The following is a 17,751-nucleotide window of genomic DNA, read 5'->3' on the forward strand; positions in this document are numbered from 1 at the left end:
ATGGCAGTGGACGCCTGCACGCCATGGATACCCCGGAGCTGTGTGTGCGCAACAACGGCAATGATCAGCCAGTGACGTTGCAGGCCTGTGCCGACGACAGCACGCCCTGGGTCCGTCTCAAGGAAGGGTTCATTGACTACCAAGGGGCCGTGGGGCTGTCCCTTGCAAGCGACTTCACCGTAAACCCGGCGGTGGATTACGGTAATTTCCTGGCCAACGTGGGGGGGAGTCTGATCACCAAAACAAAAATCCCCACTAACTCCGTCACTTACACCCGCTTCGGCAACGTTGCCCAGGACGCCAGTTTGCTGCTGGCCCATGCGGGCGCGGACACCTTGAAAGTGGTCGGGCACGTGATGGACAGCGAAGGGCAACCCGGCACCGCTCCGCCCATGCCACCGATGATTGTGATCAGCGGACCCACCGAGGCCAGCAGTGGTGACAGCGTGCAACTGGACGGCGCGGGTTCGAGTTCCATCAACCCAGGCGCCAACCCGCTGATTTACACGTGGGAAGCGCCGCCCGAACTCGGCGCACACACCGACGGTGCGCGGCTGCAATTCAACGCGCCGACGGTGACCACGCCGACGCCGTACACCTTGGCCCTTCGGGTCGATGACGGGCAGGTCCAGGCCCGTGAAGAGCATGTGGTCGTGGTGCGCAGCCAGGGACAAGGCGGGCCCGAAGGCGAGCTGAACGCTCCGGCGGAGGTGGTGGAAAAAACCACCGCGACCTTTACGGCCTTGGTCAACTCCCCCGGCAACTTGCCCTTGATGTATGACTGGCGGATCCCACCTGGGTTTACGGGCCAGGTGGGCAATACCGCGAGCGTGACCCTCACGGCACCGCCGGTCGCGGCTGACACGACGCTTGAGTTGGCCCTGGACGTACGCGACAGCAACGGCGCAACGCTGAATTTGCACAAAAACGTAATCGTCAAAAAAGATACCCAGTTGGTCGGGGGAACCATCGTCGGCGAAACGCAAGTTCCGAGCGATCAGGCCTTCACCCAGCACGTCGAAATCGGCAACCCACACAATCGTGAACTGACCTACGTATGGACCGTAACATCGCCGCCCGAAGGCGCCTTGACGGTAATAGGCCCTAGCGATCAGCGGGAGATCACCCTCAAGGCGCCTAAGTTGATGGCTAACAAGAATGGTTACGTCAGGGTGTTGGTCCGAGATGGTGTGGGCTTCGCATCGCTGCCGAACAAAACCATCCAGATCAAGGCGTATGAATATCCCCCTTTGATCGGGCGCATGATCTTGCCTAACCATGTCAACGTGGGGGACATCTTCGAGCCCCGGGTGATCATTGATAACCCTGAAGACCGGGATCTGAGCTATCGCTGGTGGGTGAACACCGCCAGCTTCGAATTGTTGGATGCCGACCCCGAGCAGCCCACGGCCCGAGTGAAGGCGGTCAAGTCGAGTAATAACGGTGGGTTGGTGGTTCAGGCCACGGTCAGCGACGGCGGCCTTCGATCGGTGATTTACAACACGCCTCGCGTGGTTGTTGGAGAGCCGTCCGGCGCCAATCCACCCCAAGGTCAACTGAACGGCCCTCTGGAAGTCGTAAGTGGCCAAAGCATTCGTTACCAGGCCGCGTTTACCTCGCCCGTTGGCAATCCCTTGAACTACGCGTGGGTCAAAGGCTCATTGATCGGCGCCACGCCCAACAGCGCCGATCAGACCTGGACCGCGCCGCAAGTGACCACCGATCAAGTGGTCACCGTGGCGGTGACGGTTTCTGACGCGGCCCGCAACAGTGTCAAAAAAGCCGTCGCGGTGTTGGTCAAGGCCAGCGGCTCTGAGCCTGATCCAGAGCCTGATCCGCTACCGCCAGTGGGTAAAATCATCAGCGCGGACGACGTAGAAACCGGTGCATCCATCCTGTTAACTACCGACGCAGCCTCGAACCCGCCGGGCGGCGAACTGAAGTACGCGTGGTCCATTTCGCCGCCACTGGAGGGTACGCTGGTCGATGGCCCGTCGCTGACACTGCGTGCGGCCCAGGTCAGCATGGTGACCCCGGCCACGGTGTCATTGACCGTCACAGACAGCAAGAACGCCAGCCTGAACCTGCGCAAGACGGTGAGCGTCGTACCGTCCGCCAGGCCCGTCGCCCAGATCAGTGGGCCTACCACGGTCGAAGCGGGCAAATCCCTGGCGTTGTCGGCGACCGGCTCAAGTGGGCTCTCGTTACGCTACGCATGGCAGGCAGAGGGCTTTACCCCGGCCGCTTCGGTGACAGTCAGCCCAACGTTCACCGCGCCCACCACTGCGGGCGCGCGAAGCATCGGGCTGACTGTCACCGACGCCGCCAATCGCACGGCCAGCGCCAGTCATTCGGTGATTATCAGCCCACCGGAGCAAGCCGGCGATTGCGCGCCGCCGTGGGTGGCGAGCAAAGCCTATTCGGTCAACAACGAGAAAGTCTCGTATGACCGCTACAACTATGAGGTGGCGCACTGGACGCAAAACCAACGGCCGGATTTGAACTGGGTCATCACAGGCAGCGCCAAACCTTGGCGACGGCTGGCGCCCTGCGCACCCTAGAGGGGCGGTAAACGCCGCTTTACCGGGGTTTTCTTGACGATGGCCGTGTTGGTTTCGGCATAGACGTTGAGGCGGTCAAGCAGGCTGTCGAGATGGTCCATGGTGCGTACATGCAGACGGGCGATAAAGCAGTCTTCGCCCGTCACCTTGTCGCACTCGGTGAACTCGGGGATCGCCTGGATCTGGCGTTCCACTTCCTGCAACTGACCGGGCAGAGGACGGATGCGCACGATGGCTTGCAGCAAATAGCCAAAATGCTTGGGGTCAATGTCCACGGTGTAGTGGGTCAGCACGCCGCGTTCTTCCAGGCGACGCAAGCGTTCGCCAACGCTGGGCGAGGACAGCCCGGTAATACCCGCCAGGGCCTTGAGCGACAAACGCGAGTCGTCCATCAAGGCGGCGATCAGTTGCTGGTCGATGGTGTCAATCATGGTGTTCGCCTAATAAGAAAAGGTGATTTCCGGTGTTTGCCTTTTTTAGTCGCTGGAGCCGATCACGCGCAGATTGCCATAATTGAGCCTCACTTGAGGAGCTCCAATCATGGATACATCGATCCGTCGCGGTTCTTGGGAAATGGTTGCCGCCATGCTCATCTCGGGCACCATTGGCTGGTTTGTGCTGGTTTGTGCTGGTGTCGGGCGTGTCGGTGATTGAGGTGGTGTTCTGGCGCTGTGTGATCGGTGGGCTCACGTTACTGCTGGTCTGCGCGGTGCTGGGTTATCTGCGCCTGGACCTGCTCAGTTGGGCCCGGCTCGGGCTGGCGATGCTCAGCGGCGTGGCCATCGTCGGTAATTGGTTACTGTTATTTGAATCCTATTCCCGCGCATCCATCGCCATCAGTACGGCGGTGTACAACGTTCAGCCGTTCCTGTTGGTCATGCTGGCGGCGCTGTTTCTCGGTGAAAAAATCACCTTACAGAAACTGGCCTGGCTGAGTGTGGCGTTTATGGGGATGCTGGCGATTGTCACTGCCCATGGCGAGCAGCAGAGCGGTGGCGGGGACTATTTGACGGGAATCGTCCTGGCGTTGGGCGCAGCGTTTTTGTATGCCGTAGCGGCATTGATCATCAAGCGCTTGAAGGACGTACCGCCGCATTTGATGGCGTTGATCCAAGTGATTACCGGTGCGCTACTACTGGCGCCGCTGGTGCCTTGGAATAGCCTGCCGCAGGCGAGTAATGCCTGGTCGGCATTGGTGGCCCTGGGCGTTGTGCATACCGGGTTGATGTATGTGTTGCTGTACGGGGCGATCCAGAAACTGCCGACGGCCATCACCGGCGCGCTGTCGTTTATCTACCCGATAGCGGCGATCGTCGTCGATTGGATTGCCTTTGGCCACCGCCTGGGCTGGCTGCAATGGCTGGGGGTGGCGGCTATTCTGCTGGCGGCTGCCGGGTTGCAGCGGGGCTGGTGGTGGCCCCGCTCCCGCAGGGTTAGTGCGTGCCCTGAAAGATGATCTTATCCGGGTTGAAATGCTCCACCACGCTGCCCGGCTGCGGCAAGCCAAGGATATGCCCCTTGATCTTGCCCACCACATGCATCTCGCACGGCTTGCAGTCGAACTTCAGCGTCAGCACTTCGTCGCCATGGATCAATTGCATCGGCGCGACCTTGGTTTTCACGCCCGTCACACCCTTGGCCTGTTTAGGGCAGAGGTTGAACGAGAAGCGCAGGCAGTGCTTGGTGATCATCACCGGTACTTCGCCGGTTTCTTCATGGGCTTCAAAGGCAGCGTCGATCATCTGGACGCCGTGACGATGATAGAAGTCGCGGGCCTTCTGGTTGTAGACGTTAGCCAGGAACGACAGGTGCGCTTCCGGGTAAACCGGCGGCGGCGTGGTCTCGGCCTTGCGTCCACCACGGGGGTGAGCCGCGACACGGGCCGCAGTCAGCGTTTCGATCACTTCGCGGCGCAATGCCTTGAGCTGCGAGTTGGGGACGAAGAACGCCTGTGGCGCGTCCAGCTCGATATTCGTCGCGTGATACTCGGTAGTCCCGAGTTGGCCAAGCAGGTCGCGCAGGGTATCCAGCGCCTGCTCCGGCTTGTTGGCCGCGCCGAACGGGCCGGGCAGGGTGACGCTGGCGCTGATGCCTTCTTCACTGGTAGCTGTGATTTCCAGCTGGTCTTCACGCAGGCGCGCGACCCACGACAGGCCGATACGGCGCTCCGCCGAGGTCTTGAGCAGCGCTTGTTGCCAGTTATGGTCCAGGTTGCGGTTCAGCGGATGGTGCGGGCGCAACTGGTGCAGACCGGCCGGCATTTCGTTCGGCTCGACGCGGTAGCGATAGCGCTTCTGGCCGTCTTCCTCGAACTCGCCCTTGGGTTCGGCGATGTTGGCGCGAAAACCCACCACTTCGCGTTTGACCAGCACGTTCAAACCGTCACCGTTGGACAACGGCTCATGGGTGACCACTTGCAGATCGCGCTTGCCGGCTTTTTCCACCGTACCGACCGGCAGGCCGGTGAAGGTCGGCGTGTCGAAGGCGCCGATGTCGATCTTGCGGTCGCTGACGAAATAGTCGGTGCTGCCACGGTGGAAGGTTTTTTCCGGGTCAGGCAGGAAAAAGTGCACGGTGCGGCCGCTGGAAGCGCGGGCCAGGTCTGTGCGGTCTTCAAGCACGTCGTCGAGGCGCTGGCGGTAATAGGCGGTGATGTTCTTCACATAGCCCATGTCCTTGTAGCGGCCTTCGATCTTGAACGAACGCACACCGGCTTCGACGAGGGCGCGGATGTTGGCGCTCTGGTTGTTGTCTTTCATCGACAGCAGGTGCTTTTCAAAGGCCACGACGCGGCCCTGATCGTCTTTCAAGGTGTACGGCAGGCGGCAAGCCTGGGAGCAATCGCCACGGTTGGCGCTGCGGCCATTTTGCGCGTGGGAGATGTTGCACTGCCCGGAGAACGCCACGCACAGGGCGCCGTGGATAAAGAACTCGATGGCGGCATCAGTCTCGTCGGCGATGGCGCGGATTTCCTGCAGGTTCAGCTCACGGGCCAAGACCAACTGCGAGAAACCGGCCTGGTCGAGAAACTTCGCGCGGGCCAGGGTGCGGATATCGGTTTGGGTGCTGGCGTGCAGCTCGATGGGCGGAATATCCAGCTCCATCACACCCAGGTCTTGCACGATCAACGCGTCAACACCGGCGTCGTAGAGCTGATGGATCAGCTTGCGCGCGGGTTCCAGTTCGTTGTCATGCAAGATCGTGTTGATCGTGGTGAAGACGCGCGCATGGTAACGGTGGGCGAACTCTACCAACTGAGCGATATCGCTCACGTCATTACACGCGTTATGACGGGCGCCGAAACTTGGGCCGCCGATGTAGATGGCGTCGGCGCCATGCAGGATCGCCTCCCGCGCGATGGCGACATCGCGGGCAGGGCTGAGCAATTCCAGGTGATGCTTGGGCATGGACATAGTTTTTTTAGTCAGGCTTGTCACGGTTGAGGCGCGCATTGTAGCTGTGAAATGCCTGACCGGCATCAACTCAGGCCTGGGCGGCCATCGCGGTCACTTCCACGCGCATGCCTTCTACCGCCAATGCAGCAACGCCAACCGCCGCACGCACGGGCCAGGGCTTGGCAAAGAAGCGTTTGTAGACTTCATTAAAGGCCGCACGATCGGCCATATCCGTCAGATAAATGGTCAGGTGCATTACCCGATCCATGGAGCTGCCGGCCTTTTCCAGCGCGACTTTCAGCGCTTGCAGGGTGCATTCGCATTGCAGGGAGATATCGCCCAGCTCCAGGCTGCCGTCGGCGCGGGTCGGGATCTGGGTGGAGACCAGGATACCGTTGAAGCCAATTACGTCGGATGAGATGGAGTCAGCATCAGGATCGGGGGTGTAGGACAGGTCGTGGTTGGCCATGGGCGCCTCTCGTTGGCAGGTTGCAAAGGCGCCCATGGTCCCCGAAAACAGCCGCGCGGGCAAACCGCAATGCGCGGCTTTTTGACGCCAGAAAATAAACATTAAAAACCGCGTAAAGTCGCGTATTCAGCCGCCGATAGCCAGTTACAGACAGCTTCTTCGCACGGTTGAGGGTACGTCATGTTCAATAAAGCAGTTAAAACAGAACTGGCGGCCAGGACGGCCGAAGTCACCGAATACAAAGGACTGTTTACTGCACTCGAACGCTCCATGGCCGTGGTCGAATTTGACCTCAATGGCAAGGTGTTGAGTGCTAACGACAACTTCCTGAGGACGCTGGGTTACAGCCGTGAGCAACTGCTCGGCAAATCCCATCGTGATTTCTGCTTGCCAGCGCTGACCAGCAGCTCGGCCTATGGCCAGTTCTGGGCTGACCTCAAGGCCGGAAAGTTCGTGTCAGGTACGTTTAAGCGGGTGGACTCCCAAGGCAGGACTATCTGGCTTGAGGCCAGCTACAACCCGGTGCTGGATGAGCGTGGCCAGGTGTTGAAAGTGGTCAAGTACGCGTTGGACGTCACTGCCAAGGTTGAACAGGAAGCCGCTACGCGCAGCAAACTGACGGCGTTGGACCGGGCGATGGCCGTTATCGAATTCGATTTGAACGGGCAGGTACTGGACGCCAACGACAACTTCCAGAACGTCATGGGGTATTCGCTGGCCGAGCTCAAAGGCAAACACCACCGCCTGTTTTGCGAACCGGCCCTGATCAACAGCCATGAGTACGCGGACTTTTGGCGGCGCTTGAACAATGGCGAATTCTTCACCGGGCAATTCAAGCGCCTTGGCAAACATGGCCGGGTCGTGTGGCTCGAAGCGAGTTACAACCCGGTCTACGACGGCGACGGCAAGCTGATCAAGATCGTCAAGTTCGCCAGCGACATCACCGAACGTGTAGAGAAGTTCGAAGAAGACTCCCGTGGCGCCTCCCGTGCTTACCACATCTCGTCCGAGACCGAACGGTTTGCCGAGCACGGCACCCAGGTTATCCAGGAAACCGCCACGGAGATGCGCCGGATTGCCGAAAACATCGGCTCATCCGCGCGCCTGGTCGGGCAGTTGGGCGATCGTTCCGAGCAAATTACCGCCATCGTCAACACCATTCGTGGCATCGCCGACCAGACCAACCTGCTGGCGCTCAACGCCGCCATCGAGGCCGCAAGGGCCGGCGACCAAGGCCGTGGCTTTGCGGTGGTGGCCGATGAGGTCAGGCAACTGGCCGGGCGTACCAGTCGCTCCACAGCGGAAATCGCCGAGATGATCGGCATGATCCTTTCGGAAACCCGCGACGCAGTGACCAGCATGAACGCCACCCAGGAAGGCGCACAACGCGGCGTCCAGTTGGCGGACCAGGCGGGTTCGGTGATCTTGCAGATTCGCACCAGCACCAGCGATGCGGTGCAGGCGGTGAGTATGTTTGCGTCGAAGCTGGATGAGTCGGAGGTGATTCCCAAGACTGCCATAGGCTGGGTTGGCTAATCGCTGGCTCGCTGTTGATGTTGGTCTCAGGCTTGCTTTTGGGGCTCTTTTCCAAAAGTGAGCCGCCGTTACCTAGATAGTGGATAGGTACACCGAACGGCCGCTGTCGCGGGCAAGCCAGCGCTCACGTTTTACGGCGGATTTTTTTGTGGGGGCGTCCTTGAGCGCTGGGCTTAGCTGAACTCAATGCGCCAAACCCTGCAGCGCGATCCCCATCGGAAACGGTGCCTGGTGGGTTGCTGCCTTCATTTGGTTGCGATAACCCAGCGGGCTGGTGCCCAGTTGTTTTTGGAAAGCGCGCCGCATGCGCTCTTCACGGCCGAAACCAACCGTTTGCGCGATCCGCTTGATGGGTTCACTCGTGGTGGCCAACACCCGGCAGGCGGCTTCCAAGCGCAAACTCTCCACCGCCTGTGCGGGCGTATCGCCCGTGGCGGCGACATAGGCTCGCGCAAAGTGACGCGGGCTCATGCCGAATTGCTCGGCCAAGCGCTCCACGCGTAGATCACCGTTCAAGTTGCCCGCAATCCACGCATGCAAGCGCGCCAGGCGTACATCGGGATCAGTGCGCAGAGCGGTGGACTGGGCTTTGAGCGAAGCGCTCAACTGCGGTTGCTCGGCCGAGCGCCACAGGAACACGGTGAAATAGCGCGCCAATGACAGCGCCGCGTCGGCCCCCAGATCCTGCTCGACCAGTCCCAACGCCAAGTCGATGCCTGCGGTGGCTCCGCCGCACGTCCACAAGTTGCGGTCATGCAGGTACAACGCGTCGGTCTGGCAGATGACCTTGGGGTAACGTGCCTGCAATGCTTCGGCGAACTTCCAGTGGGTCACTACGTTGCGCCCATCGAGCAAACCGGCGGCGGCCAATGCGAAGGCGCCGGTGCCGATTGAACAGAGGCGACGGATCGCCGGGGCGCGGCCGCGCAGCCAGGCGCAGGCATGCTCGTTGGCTTCCAGGGCGTCCATGCCGGGGCCGCCCGCGACGATCAGCGTATCAATGTCGGGTGCTTGTTGATCGATTTGTTCCAGTGACTGGGTGCTGGCGCTGATCCCCGACACCGAGCTGACCTGGCCTCCAAACGGTGAAGCAAGCAGCAACCGATACGGCGCCTGTGTGGCAAACGCGCCGCCCAGCAGGCGTGGAATCGCGGCAAACACCTCCAGCGGTCCAGCGGCGTTGAGCAGCAGCAAGTCATCGAACGCTAGCACCACCACCGTGCGCACAGCGATGTCCGACGTGGCAGTAAAGGAGGGGTGTTTGGCATGGAGCGGCACGGCGAGCCTCGACATACTGGATTCAACGCAAAAATGAGGGAAAGACAATGACGTTAAAACCGGGTGCTGCCAAGTACGCTGTACGACAACGCTTGGCCGGGCTGGTGTACTGGGCTGCGTTGTTGATCGTGCAACCGGTGTCGGCTGCGCTGCATGTGGGTGACCAAAGCGGTTTGACCCAAGCCATGCTGCACGCGGCGGGGGAGGATGCGGGGCTGTCGGGAACGTTGGTGTGGCATCCATTCACCGCAGGTACCACGCTGCTGGAAGCCCTGAGCGCTGGAGCCATCGACCTGGGTGTGGTCGGCAACGCGCCGCCGGTTTTTGCCCAGGCTGGCGGTTTTGATATCCGCATCATTGGCGTGGCGAGCGGGGCGCAGAACAATAACGCGCTGTTGTTACCTGAGGGGACCACTGTCCAGCGAGTCGCCGATCTCAAGGGCAAACGGGTCGCCGTCGCCAAGGGCACCAGCGGGCACTACCTGTTCCTGGCAGCGCTGCATCAGGCCGGGCTCACAACGCGGGACCTGAACATGATCTATGCCAGCCCCGTCGATGCACAAAACGCCTTTGCCAGTGGCCGGCTCGATGCCTGGGCAGTGTGGTATCCCTTTGTTGGCCAAGCCACTTCGCGAGGCGCGCGGGTACTGCTGGACGGCAGCGAATGGCCGGAAACCGGGCAGAATTTTACGGTGGCGAGCCTCAAGGCTCTGGCCGACCCTGAGCGTACGGCGCAGGCCGGTGACTTGCTGGCCAGGCTCGCCCGCGCCCAAGCCTGGGCCACGGCGCATCCGGATGCCTGGGCCGAGGTATTTGCCCAGACCACGCGGCTGCCAATCGCTCTGGTGCGCGACATGCTCGCCCATCAAACCTTGCAGTACGTGCCGATTGATCCTGCCGTCATCGCCTTGCAACAGCGTCTGGCGGACCTGTTCGCCGCCGAGCGGGTGATCCCCCGTGCGCTGGACGTCGGGCAAATCTTCGACCCGCGCTTCAACAGCCTTTTACCGACCCCCCACTGATTCGCTTATTTCTGACCTTGTCGACGTAGCCTCGGCAGGGATTCCTGCACCCGGAGAAATCTCATGCACAGCACCACCCTCAAACGCCAGAAGACCGGCCTTATCACTGTCGACCACGCCCGCAGCGCGGGTGGCTACACCTTGTTCGCACCGCAAACCGCCGAGGGCAATGTGTTCCTGATCGACATCGACGGCGAGGTCGTGCACCGCTGGAAGCTCCCTCAGCGCCCCGGCCGCGACGCTGTGATCCTGGGCAACGGCAACCTGGGCTACAACGGCAATCACCCGGATTCCCCGGAGCTGTTTCCCGGTTGGTCGGTGTGGCACGGCGGTGCCTTCAGCGAGGTCACCCCCCAAGGCGAGGTGGTGTGGGAATACACCGATTTGCTGCACCATCACGACGCTCAATGGCTGGACAACGGCCACCTGCTGTACACCACGGTGGAACCCTTGAGTGCGGAGTTGGCCAGCCGAGTGGTCGGCGGCATTCCCGGCAGCGAGGCGGCGGGTGGCGTGATTTATGCGGACGTGGTCAAGGAGGTTGACCGCCAAGGGCAGGTGGTCTGGGAGTGGCGCAGTTGGGAGCATTTGCGGCCCGAGGATTACCCGCTGCACGACACATTCGAGCGTTACCACCGGCCGATGACCAACGCGGTCTCGCCGGGCAGTGACGGTAAGGTCATTCTCAGTTTGCGCAGTGTCTCTTCGGTGATTGCAATCCAGCGTGGCAGTGGCGAAGTGTTGTGGCGCCTGGGCCACGATCTGGTCGCGCAACAGCATTGCCCGACTGAGCTGGAAAACGGCAATGTGCTGGTGTTCGACAACGGCATTTCACGCCCACATGTGAGCATGCCGCACTCGCGCATCCTGGAGATCGACCCGCACACACAGCGTATCGAATGGCAGTACGCGGACACGCCGGGTTATGCCTTCTTCACGCCATTCATGGGCGGCGCCCAGCGTCTGCACAATGGCAACACGCTGGTGACCGAAGCCAACTTTGGCCGTCTGTTCGAAGTCACGCCAGCCGGCGAAGTGGTGTGGGAGTACATCAATCCGCACTTCGCCGCCTATCCCGATGCAGGCTCCCGGGCTTACCTGCCGGGAGAAAACAACGCGATCTTCCGTGCGCACCGTTACCAGCGCGAGGACATTGCCTGGCTGTGAGGGGGGAGGATTACTCTTTGACGTCCATGAACTCTTCAGCCCACGCCACGTAGTTTTCCGGGAGCGTGTAAGTGTGCGTCAGTTCGGTCGCGCTGAGATTAGAGGTGCTATGGGTTAATTGGCGCTGGGCACGCAAGCTGTCGTAAGTGGCTTTGATCGCCGCGAAATAGGCGCCATGCCCGGCAACCACCACGCGCACGCCCAGGCTCGCGAGGCGCTGGGCGTCGTTGAGCTTGGGATTGCCGTAGGTCACCAGCATCAGTGGAACGGTGAGGTTTTCTGCGATTTTTTCCAGATGCTCGAAGTCACTCACGCCCACCATGCAGATTCCATCCGCACCGGCTTTTTGATAGGCCAGGGTGCGCTCGATCACCGCTTCGGTGGGCAACACACCCGCATTGGTCCGAGCGATGATTGAGAGTTCAGGATCGACACGGGCTTCCAGGGCGGCGCGGACTTTGCCAATGCCTTCCTCGATGGAAATCAGGTCGGTGGATTTGCGCCCGAATTGCGCCGGCAGCAGGGTGTCTTCAATCGTTAATGCGGCCACGCCGGCGCGCTCAAGCTCTTCGACGGTGCGCATCACGTTGAGGGCATTGCCGTAACCGTGGTCGGCGTCGGCGATAAACGGCAGTTGAGCGACACGCCCAATGCGCGTGGCCTGCTCAACGAACTCACTCAGCGTGATCAACGCAAAATCGGGCGCCGCCAATACCTGCAACGACGCGACTGACCCTCCCAGGATACCCACCTCAAACCCCAGGTCCGCCGCGATACGGGCGGACATGGGGTCAAATACGGAAGCAGTTTCAACGCAGCTCGGCTTGGCAAGCAATTCGCGGAAGTCACGGCGCAGCGTCGAGTGAGATTTTTTGGGCATGTTCTTTCCTGGCTCTGATCGTCATGTGACGACATATGTCTATTCGTGGTCGCGCGAGATTACCATGCAGGCAGGCCGGGGATTATGACGTTTGAGCATGGGGTATGCGCCAAACAGATGTTGCACGCTGGCGTTAAAATGCGTAGGTGGCATTATTATAGAATTACGTTATGCGTTATCAGTATTTTACAGGTGGCTGGATGGGCCTCATCGTATGAGGCAGATTATTCCTGTGAACACTACCGAGACCGCACGCGCGGATCGACTTGATCTGCCTGACAAGGCATCTGGAGACGAACGTGCGTTACCTTTCAAAACTGGCGGCCGGGTTAGCCGCCGCACTGCTGAGCCTGACCGCGAACGCGCAAACGCTGGTGGTCGGCGACCAAAGCTACAACGCCCAAGCCGTCATGGAAGCGGCGGGGGTGCTGGACGATCTTCCCTATACCCTTGAATGGAAGCAATTCACCGCCGGCTCGCCAGTTGCCGAAGCGCTCAACGTCGGCAGCCTCGACATCGGCCTGCTGGGGGATGCGCCTGTGCTATTCCTGGGCGCATTGGGCGCGCCAATCAAGGTGATTGCCGTCAGTCGGCAAAATCTCGACGGCGTGGCGATTCTGGTTGCGAAGGATTCGCCGATCAAGAGTCTCGCGGACCTTGCAGGCAAGCGCGCGGCCATCTGGAAAGGCTCCTGGAGTCAGCAGTTGTTGCTGACGGCGCTGGACAAAGCCGGCGTGCAGCGCGACGCGCTGGAGTTGCGTTACCTGAGCGCGTTGGATGCCTCCCATGCGCTGGAAGGCGGCTCGGTTGACGTCATCGCGACCTGGGAACCCTATGTGACACAGCAGGAACGTCAAGGCGCGCGGGTGCTGGCCACGGCGCAAGGGCTGATTCCAGCCCAGAGTTTCATTGCCGCCAACGCCAGTGCTGTGGACGCCAAACGGGCGCCCATCAGTGACTTTCTCCAGCGCCTGAAGAAAGCACGCGACTGGGCTCGCCAAGCGCCGGCCAACACAGACGCCTACGCCGACGCGTGGGCCAAACGCACCCGCGCGGATGCTGAAATCGCCCGTGCCTGGTTTGCCCGCGCGCGCACTACCGTCGAGCCCGTAATGGCCCAATCTCCCGTCGAAGCGCAAAAGACCGTGGACTTTTTTGCCGGCCAGGGACTGGTCAAGTCTTTCCCCGCCGCCAGCTTGTTTGACGATTCGTTCGCGGCGTCTTTACAGCCCGCCGTCGCTACTAAACAGCCGTGAACGCCTCAAGGAATCCTCTGCAAATGACCAAACGACAGCTCAAACTGGGTGCCTTGACCATGGGCAGCGGCGGTCCAGGCCGACACAACCTGTGGCTCGACCCTCAATTGCCGGTCGATGCGAGCGTCAACGTCGACTGGTATATCGACATCGCGCGCCAAGCCGAGGCGGCGCTGTTCGACTTGATATTTATCGTCGACAGCCAGTTCATTACGCCGGGCTCACCGTCCCATTACCTGAATCGACTGGAACCGCTGACGCTGTTATCGGCGCTCGCCGTGAGCACTCGACACATTGGCCTGGTGGGCACGCTCACTACCTCTTATAACTCGCCGTATAACGTCGCGCGGCGCCTGGCGTCACTGGACCTGATCAGCAAAGGCCGTGCGGGTTGGAATGTGGTCACCAGCGGCGACGCCGGCACGGCGGGCAATTACAGCCGCGACGAACATTACGACTACGACACACGCTACGGCCGCGCGGCGGAACACGTCCAGGTGGTGCAGGGGTTGTGGAACTCCTACGAGGACGATGCATTCGTGCGCGACCGGGCGACCGGTCAGTTTCTCGATCCGAGCAAACTGCATAGCCTGAATCACCAGGGCGAACACTTTTCGGTGGTCGGCCCGTTGAATATCCAACGTTCAGCGCAAGGCCAACCGGTGATCTTCCAGGCTGGTGATTCGCAGCAGGGGCGCGACCTGGGGGCTGCGACTGCGGATGTGATCTTCACCCATGCCGCCAGTATCGAGCAGGGCCAGGCTTTTTATCAGGATATAAAGGGTAGGGCGGCGCAACAGGGGCGCGACCCGGAGCAATTGCTGGTCATGCCGGGCGCTGAAATTTATGTTGGCGACACTGACGAGCACGCTCGGGAAATCGAGCAGCACTATCATCAGATCGATCACAGCTTTGAGCTCGCCCTGAAGGAGTTCGGGCGCAATTTCGGCTGGCATGATTTCAGCCAGTACGACCTCGATGCACCGTTTCCCCAGCAAAGCCTGGAGGCTGCGCGCAGCAGCTTCTTTACCGCTGCCAAACGCATTGCAGACCAAGCGCGCGAGAAAGGCTTCACGCTGCGCCAGGCCGTAGAGTTCGGCCGACAACTGCGTCCCGGTGCATTCGTGGGTACGGCTGAAACCGTCGCGCAGAAAATGGCCGAATGGTTCGAGGCGCGAGCCGTGGATGGGTTCAATATCTACATCGGGCACCCCGAGCAATTCCATCGTTTCACCCAGGAAGTCATACCGTTGTTGCAGGCGCGTGGTGTCTACCGCACCGCGTATGAAGGGACAACCTTGCGTGAAAGCCTGGGATTGGAGATCCCCCGGTTTGAGCGTCGCGGGTCGACGTTTACGGTGGACCCAGCAACCGGGTTAGAGTGGTCATCCGTTACCCGTTGATATGTGAAAAATGAAGCGTGCGTTGTTTGTTTCTTTGGATGGTCCCAAGGGCGTCGGCAAGACCACATTGTTGGAGGCCGTGACGAAAGCCCTGAGGGTCGACCACCACACAGTGATCCGACTGAGCGAGAAAAAAAGCGATCCCTACAGGGCTGAAACCATGGCCCTGGTTAATCAATTCGTCAGAAACCCCAGCAGGGAGTTGGAGCTGACGGTGTGCGAGCGCTTTGCTGATAGCCGCCGGTGGATTTCCCAACAGGTGCTGCCGGAACAGCCGCCGGGCAGCATCATCCTGATGGATCGCTGGTACCCGTCAGAAGCGGCGTTTCGCCGGCTGGTGCCGTTTGCAGAGATTCTCCAGCTGAACCATGACCGCAACGTGCAAGTGCCAGACCTGCACGTTGGGGTTGTCACCGCGCCTGAGATTTCATGGGCGCGAGCGGCAGCACGAACGCGCGGGTTGAGCAGTACGGTCATGCATGCGCTGGAAGAACATGTTGCTAGCACCGAGGCGTTTGAGCAGGCGGCTGCCGATCATGACTGGGTGCTCTGCCGCAATGAAGGAACGATCGAAGAGGCAACCATGCAGGTGGTTGCTCATATCCAGAGAGTCCTTCGTGATGCTTCGCCTCTACCCAATCAGGGTTAAGGGATGCGCTATCGGATATCAGCCAGACAGTGACGATTTACCCCAGGCATACAGCAACAGCCTTTAAAAATGCGCTGTCCGGCTACTTCGGATGCCGTGGATTTTTAGAACCTCAAGATCTCGAATGTTGCGCGCAATCCTCCGCATTCACGGTTTTCTAAACGCACGCTCCCTCCCAAACGACTTGCGATGGACCGGACGATGGTCAGCCCCAGCCCAGCGCCTTGATCATTTCCACGACTGTAGAACCGCTCAAAAAGTCGATCACATTCTGCTTCATCGATGCCTGGCCCCTCGTCCTCAACACATAATTCGTAGTGATCCTGGTTTTTCATCAACCGCACGGTAATCACTCCCTGGGGAGGGGAAAAGTTGGCGGCATTGGTGACCAAGTTGTTCAAGGCAATATGTATGACGGCTGCATCGACCTTAACAAGGCAGACCTCTTCCATGGGTTCGAACACGAGTTCAAGCCCCTTGCTCAGCAGCCAGGGTGTCATTTGCACCAGACCGCCCCGAATCGTCGCCACTAGATCGATGCTCTGCGCCTCATGGGTTTGGGGTTGCGGTTCGATACGGGCCATGGTCAGGAGTTGATTGACCAGGCGAGTGGTGCGGTCCACACCTACGATCAGGTAATTAAGGGATTCGCGCCGATCTTCCTCACTGACGGCCTCCACGAGGTTTTCTGCGTGGACCTTGAGCACGGCGAGCGGTGTGCGCATTTCATGGGCGGCATCCGCGATAAAGCGTCGCTCACGGCCCATCACCTCCTGGATCTGTGCCAGCACACGATTCAGGGCGGCCTGCATGGGCTCCAGCTCAGTAGGCAGCGGATTCAACTGCAAGGGTTCGAGAGAACCTGAATGCCTCGCTCGCAAGGTTTCAGCCATATTGCTCAACGGTTTGAGCCCCCAGCCAATGGCCAACCAGATCACTGCGGCAAGCAGCAGGCTACCTATCAAGTTAGGTAAAACCGTATGGCGAACGATGCGATCCACTAGGTCGGCACGCACATCGTCACGCTCTCCCACCCAAATTTTCAGATTGTATTGGGCATCATCCAAGACAAATGCGCGCCAGGTTCGGTTGTTGATATCCGTGATGTCACTGAAACCCGGTTTGACCGGAGGCGAACCAAAGGACGGCGCACTGGAGGTGTGCACCAGCAACGTGCCATCCGCGTTCCACACCTGAAAAGCGATTTTGCTTTCATACGGGTGGCCATCCACTCTGGGCGCGGCGAGCCCCAATGCCTGGTTGAACGCCTCATACAGCTTTGCGTGCTCGTTGCTCGCCATTGGCATGCGCATCACGCCCTGCAGCAGACGTGCGTTCTGCGCCAGCTGAGCGTCGTATACCTCGTCGATTTCATGATTGCTGTCGTGGAGATTGACAACGGTCATGAGCAACAGCCCGAGGAACAACAGACCCAGAATCAACCTGAGCGTACGTCGCCGAATAGACGTCATGGGCGCTCTTCCACCAGGTAACCGACCCCACGGATCGTGCGGATCAGCTGGCTCGAAAACTTCTTGCGCAAGTGATGGATATGCACCTCCAGCGTGTTGCTTTCTGCCTCTTCGTTCCAGCCGTAGAGTAACTGCATCAGTTGGTCGCGCGTCATCACCCGACCCGGCGGGGAAAGCAACTCATGGAGTAACTGATACTCCTTGGGTGTCAGGGCGACCGCTTCGCCCTGATAGCTGACTTGTTGAGTTCCCGGGTTCAGGCTGATGCCTGCGTGCTCAATCAACACCTGGGCGCGGCCCGCACTGCGTCGCAGCAACGCCCTGAGGCGTGCCTTGAGTTCTGCCAGGTCGAACGGTTTGATCAAATAGTCGTCGGCACCGGCGTCGAGCCCTGCGATGCGGTCCTCTGTGGCGTCCCGAGCGGTCAGGATCAACACCGGCAGATTGGAGCCACTGTCACGCAAGCGGCGCAGCACTTCGAGTCCATCCATGCGCGGCAAGCCAAGGTCGAGTACGGCCAGATCAAACGTTTCACTGAGCAGAGCATGCAAGGCGCTACTGCCATCCTGTAACCAGTCGACGGTATAGCTTTCTCGTACCAGCGCCTGGTGAATACCCTCGCCCAGAGCGACGTCATCCTCGATCAATAATATGCGCACACGG

Annotated in this window: 13 protein-coding genes and 3 pseudogenes; 9 read left to right on the top strand and 7 right to left on the bottom strand. The window is 60.2% G+C overall.

Translation table 11 applies throughout. The features are described 5' to 3' along the window. Window positions 1-23: 23 nt before the first annotated feature. Complete coding sequence (locus G9Q84_RS12625) at window positions 24-2,561, top strand: hypothetical protein (protein WP_207182453.1); 2,538 nt, start codon at window positions 24-26, stop codon at window positions 2,559-2,561. Here G9Q84_RS12625 and G9Q84_RS12630 read toward each other — a convergent pair. Further along, window positions 2,558-2,992 carry an Lrp/AsnC family transcriptional regulator gene (locus G9Q84_RS12630; protein ID WP_122753321.1) on the bottom strand — a complete coding sequence of 145 codons (435 nt, stop codon included), beginning with the start codon at window positions 2,990-2,992 and terminating at the stop codon, window positions 2,558-2,560. The two genes, G9Q84_RS12625 and G9Q84_RS12630, sit on opposite strands and share 4 nt — an antisense overlap. 109 nt (window positions 2,993-3,101) lie before the next feature. Between G9Q84_RS12630 and G9Q84_RS12635 the strand changes: the two are divergent. Continuing rightward, a pseudogene (locus tag G9Q84_RS12635) lies at window positions 3,102-4,017 on the top strand (DMT family transporter). On the opposite strand, the gene G9Q84_RS12640 reads toward G9Q84_RS12635, so the two are convergent. After that, window positions 3,995-5,974 (bottom strand): peptidase U32 family protein, encoded by a 1,980-nt coding sequence (locus G9Q84_RS12640; protein ID WP_032887361.1) that lies wholly within the window; start codon window positions 5,972-5,974, stop codon window positions 3,995-3,997. The pseudogene G9Q84_RS12635 and the gene G9Q84_RS12640 sit on opposite strands and share 23 nt — an antisense overlap. Before the next feature lie 70 nt (window positions 5,975-6,044). Next, window positions 6,045-6,425 (bottom strand): RidA family protein, encoded by a 381-nt coding sequence (locus G9Q84_RS12645; RefSeq protein WP_032887358.1) that lies wholly within the window; start codon window positions 6,423-6,425, stop codon window positions 6,045-6,047. 180 nt (window positions 6,426-6,605) lie between these two features. On the opposite strand from G9Q84_RS12645, the pseudogene G9Q84_RS30010 reads away from it, so the two are divergent. Next, window positions 6,606-7,373 (top strand): annotated as a pseudogene (locus G9Q84_RS30010) (PAS domain-containing protein); the annotation flags it as partial. Between the two features lie 111 nt (window positions 7,374-7,484). Continuing rightward, window positions 7,485-7,961, top strand: a pseudogene (locus G9Q84_RS30015) (methyl-accepting chemotaxis protein); the annotation flags it as partial. Between the two features lie 183 nt (window positions 7,962-8,144). Here G9Q84_RS30015 and G9Q84_RS12655 read toward each other — a convergent pair. Further along, window positions 8,145-9,254, bottom strand: coding sequence for a GlxA family transcriptional regulator (locus G9Q84_RS12655; protein WP_122765139.1), 1,110 nt, complete (start codon window positions 9,252-9,254; stop codon window positions 8,145-8,147). Window positions 9,255-9,286: 32 nt separating this feature from the next. Here G9Q84_RS12655 and G9Q84_RS12660 point away from each other — a divergent pair, with 32 nt between their 5' ends. After that, the gene (locus G9Q84_RS12660; protein WP_181643438.1) at window positions 9,287-10,261 is read left to right on the top strand and encodes an ABC transporter substrate-binding protein; all 975 of its coding nucleotides are present in this window, start codon (window positions 9,287-9,289) and stop codon (window positions 10,259-10,261) included. A gap of 63 nt (window positions 10,262-10,324) precedes the next feature. Then, complete coding sequence (locus tag G9Q84_RS12665; RefSeq protein WP_181643439.1) at window positions 10,325-11,428, top strand: aryl-sulfate sulfotransferase; 1,104 nt, start codon at window positions 10,325-10,327, stop codon at window positions 11,426-11,428. 10 nt (window positions 11,429-11,438) lie between these two features. Here G9Q84_RS12665 and G9Q84_RS12670 read toward each other — a convergent pair whose 3' ends face one another. Next, the gene (locus G9Q84_RS12670) at window positions 11,439-12,308 is read right to left on the bottom strand and encodes an isocitrate lyase/PEP mutase family protein (protein ID WP_032887345.1); all 870 of its coding nucleotides are present in this window, start codon (window positions 12,306-12,308) and stop codon (window positions 11,439-11,441) included. A 299-nt stretch (window positions 12,309-12,607) separates the two neighbouring features. On the opposite strand from G9Q84_RS12670, the gene G9Q84_RS12675 reads away from it, so the two are divergent. From G9Q84_RS12675 to G9Q84_RS12685, 3 genes are read left to right on the top strand one after another with little or no spacing between them, the layout of a single operon-like run. Then, window positions 12,608-13,564 (top strand): ABC transporter substrate-binding protein, encoded by a 957-nt coding sequence (locus tag G9Q84_RS12675; protein ID WP_181643440.1) that lies wholly within the window; start codon window positions 12,608-12,610, stop codon window positions 13,562-13,564. Between the two features lie 23 nt (window positions 13,565-13,587). Next, window positions 13,588-14,967, top strand: coding sequence for an LLM class flavin-dependent oxidoreductase (locus G9Q84_RS12680; RefSeq protein WP_181643441.1), 1,380 nt, complete (start codon window positions 13,588-13,590; stop codon window positions 14,965-14,967). Window positions 14,968-14,977: 10 nt separating this feature from the next. Next, window positions 14,978-15,616: a dTMP kinase gene (locus G9Q84_RS12685; protein WP_181643442.1), complete on the top strand. Its 639-nt coding sequence runs from the start codon at window positions 14,978-14,980 to the stop codon at window positions 15,614-15,616. 104 nt (window positions 15,617-15,720) lie between these two features. Here G9Q84_RS12685 and G9Q84_RS12690 read toward each other — a convergent pair whose 3' ends face one another. After that, the gene (locus G9Q84_RS12690; RefSeq protein ID WP_181643443.1) at window positions 15,721-17,088 is read right to left on the bottom strand and encodes an ATP-binding protein; all 1,368 of its coding nucleotides are present in this window, start codon (window positions 17,086-17,088) and stop codon (window positions 15,721-15,723) included. Next, window positions 17,085-17,747 carry a response regulator gene (locus G9Q84_RS12695; protein ID WP_032887337.1) on the bottom strand — a complete coding sequence of 221 codons (663 nt, stop codon included), beginning with the start codon at window positions 17,745-17,747 and terminating at the stop codon, window positions 17,085-17,087. Before G9Q84_RS12695 ends, G9Q84_RS12690 begins: the two co-directional genes overlap by 4 nt. Between the last annotated feature and the right edge of the window lie 4 nt (window positions 17,748-17,751).

It is taken from the genome of Pseudomonas sivasensis, from assembly GCF_013778505.1.
Classification (GTDB): Bacteria; Pseudomonadota; Gammaproteobacteria; order Pseudomonadales; family Pseudomonadaceae; genus Aquipseudomonas; species Aquipseudomonas sivasensis.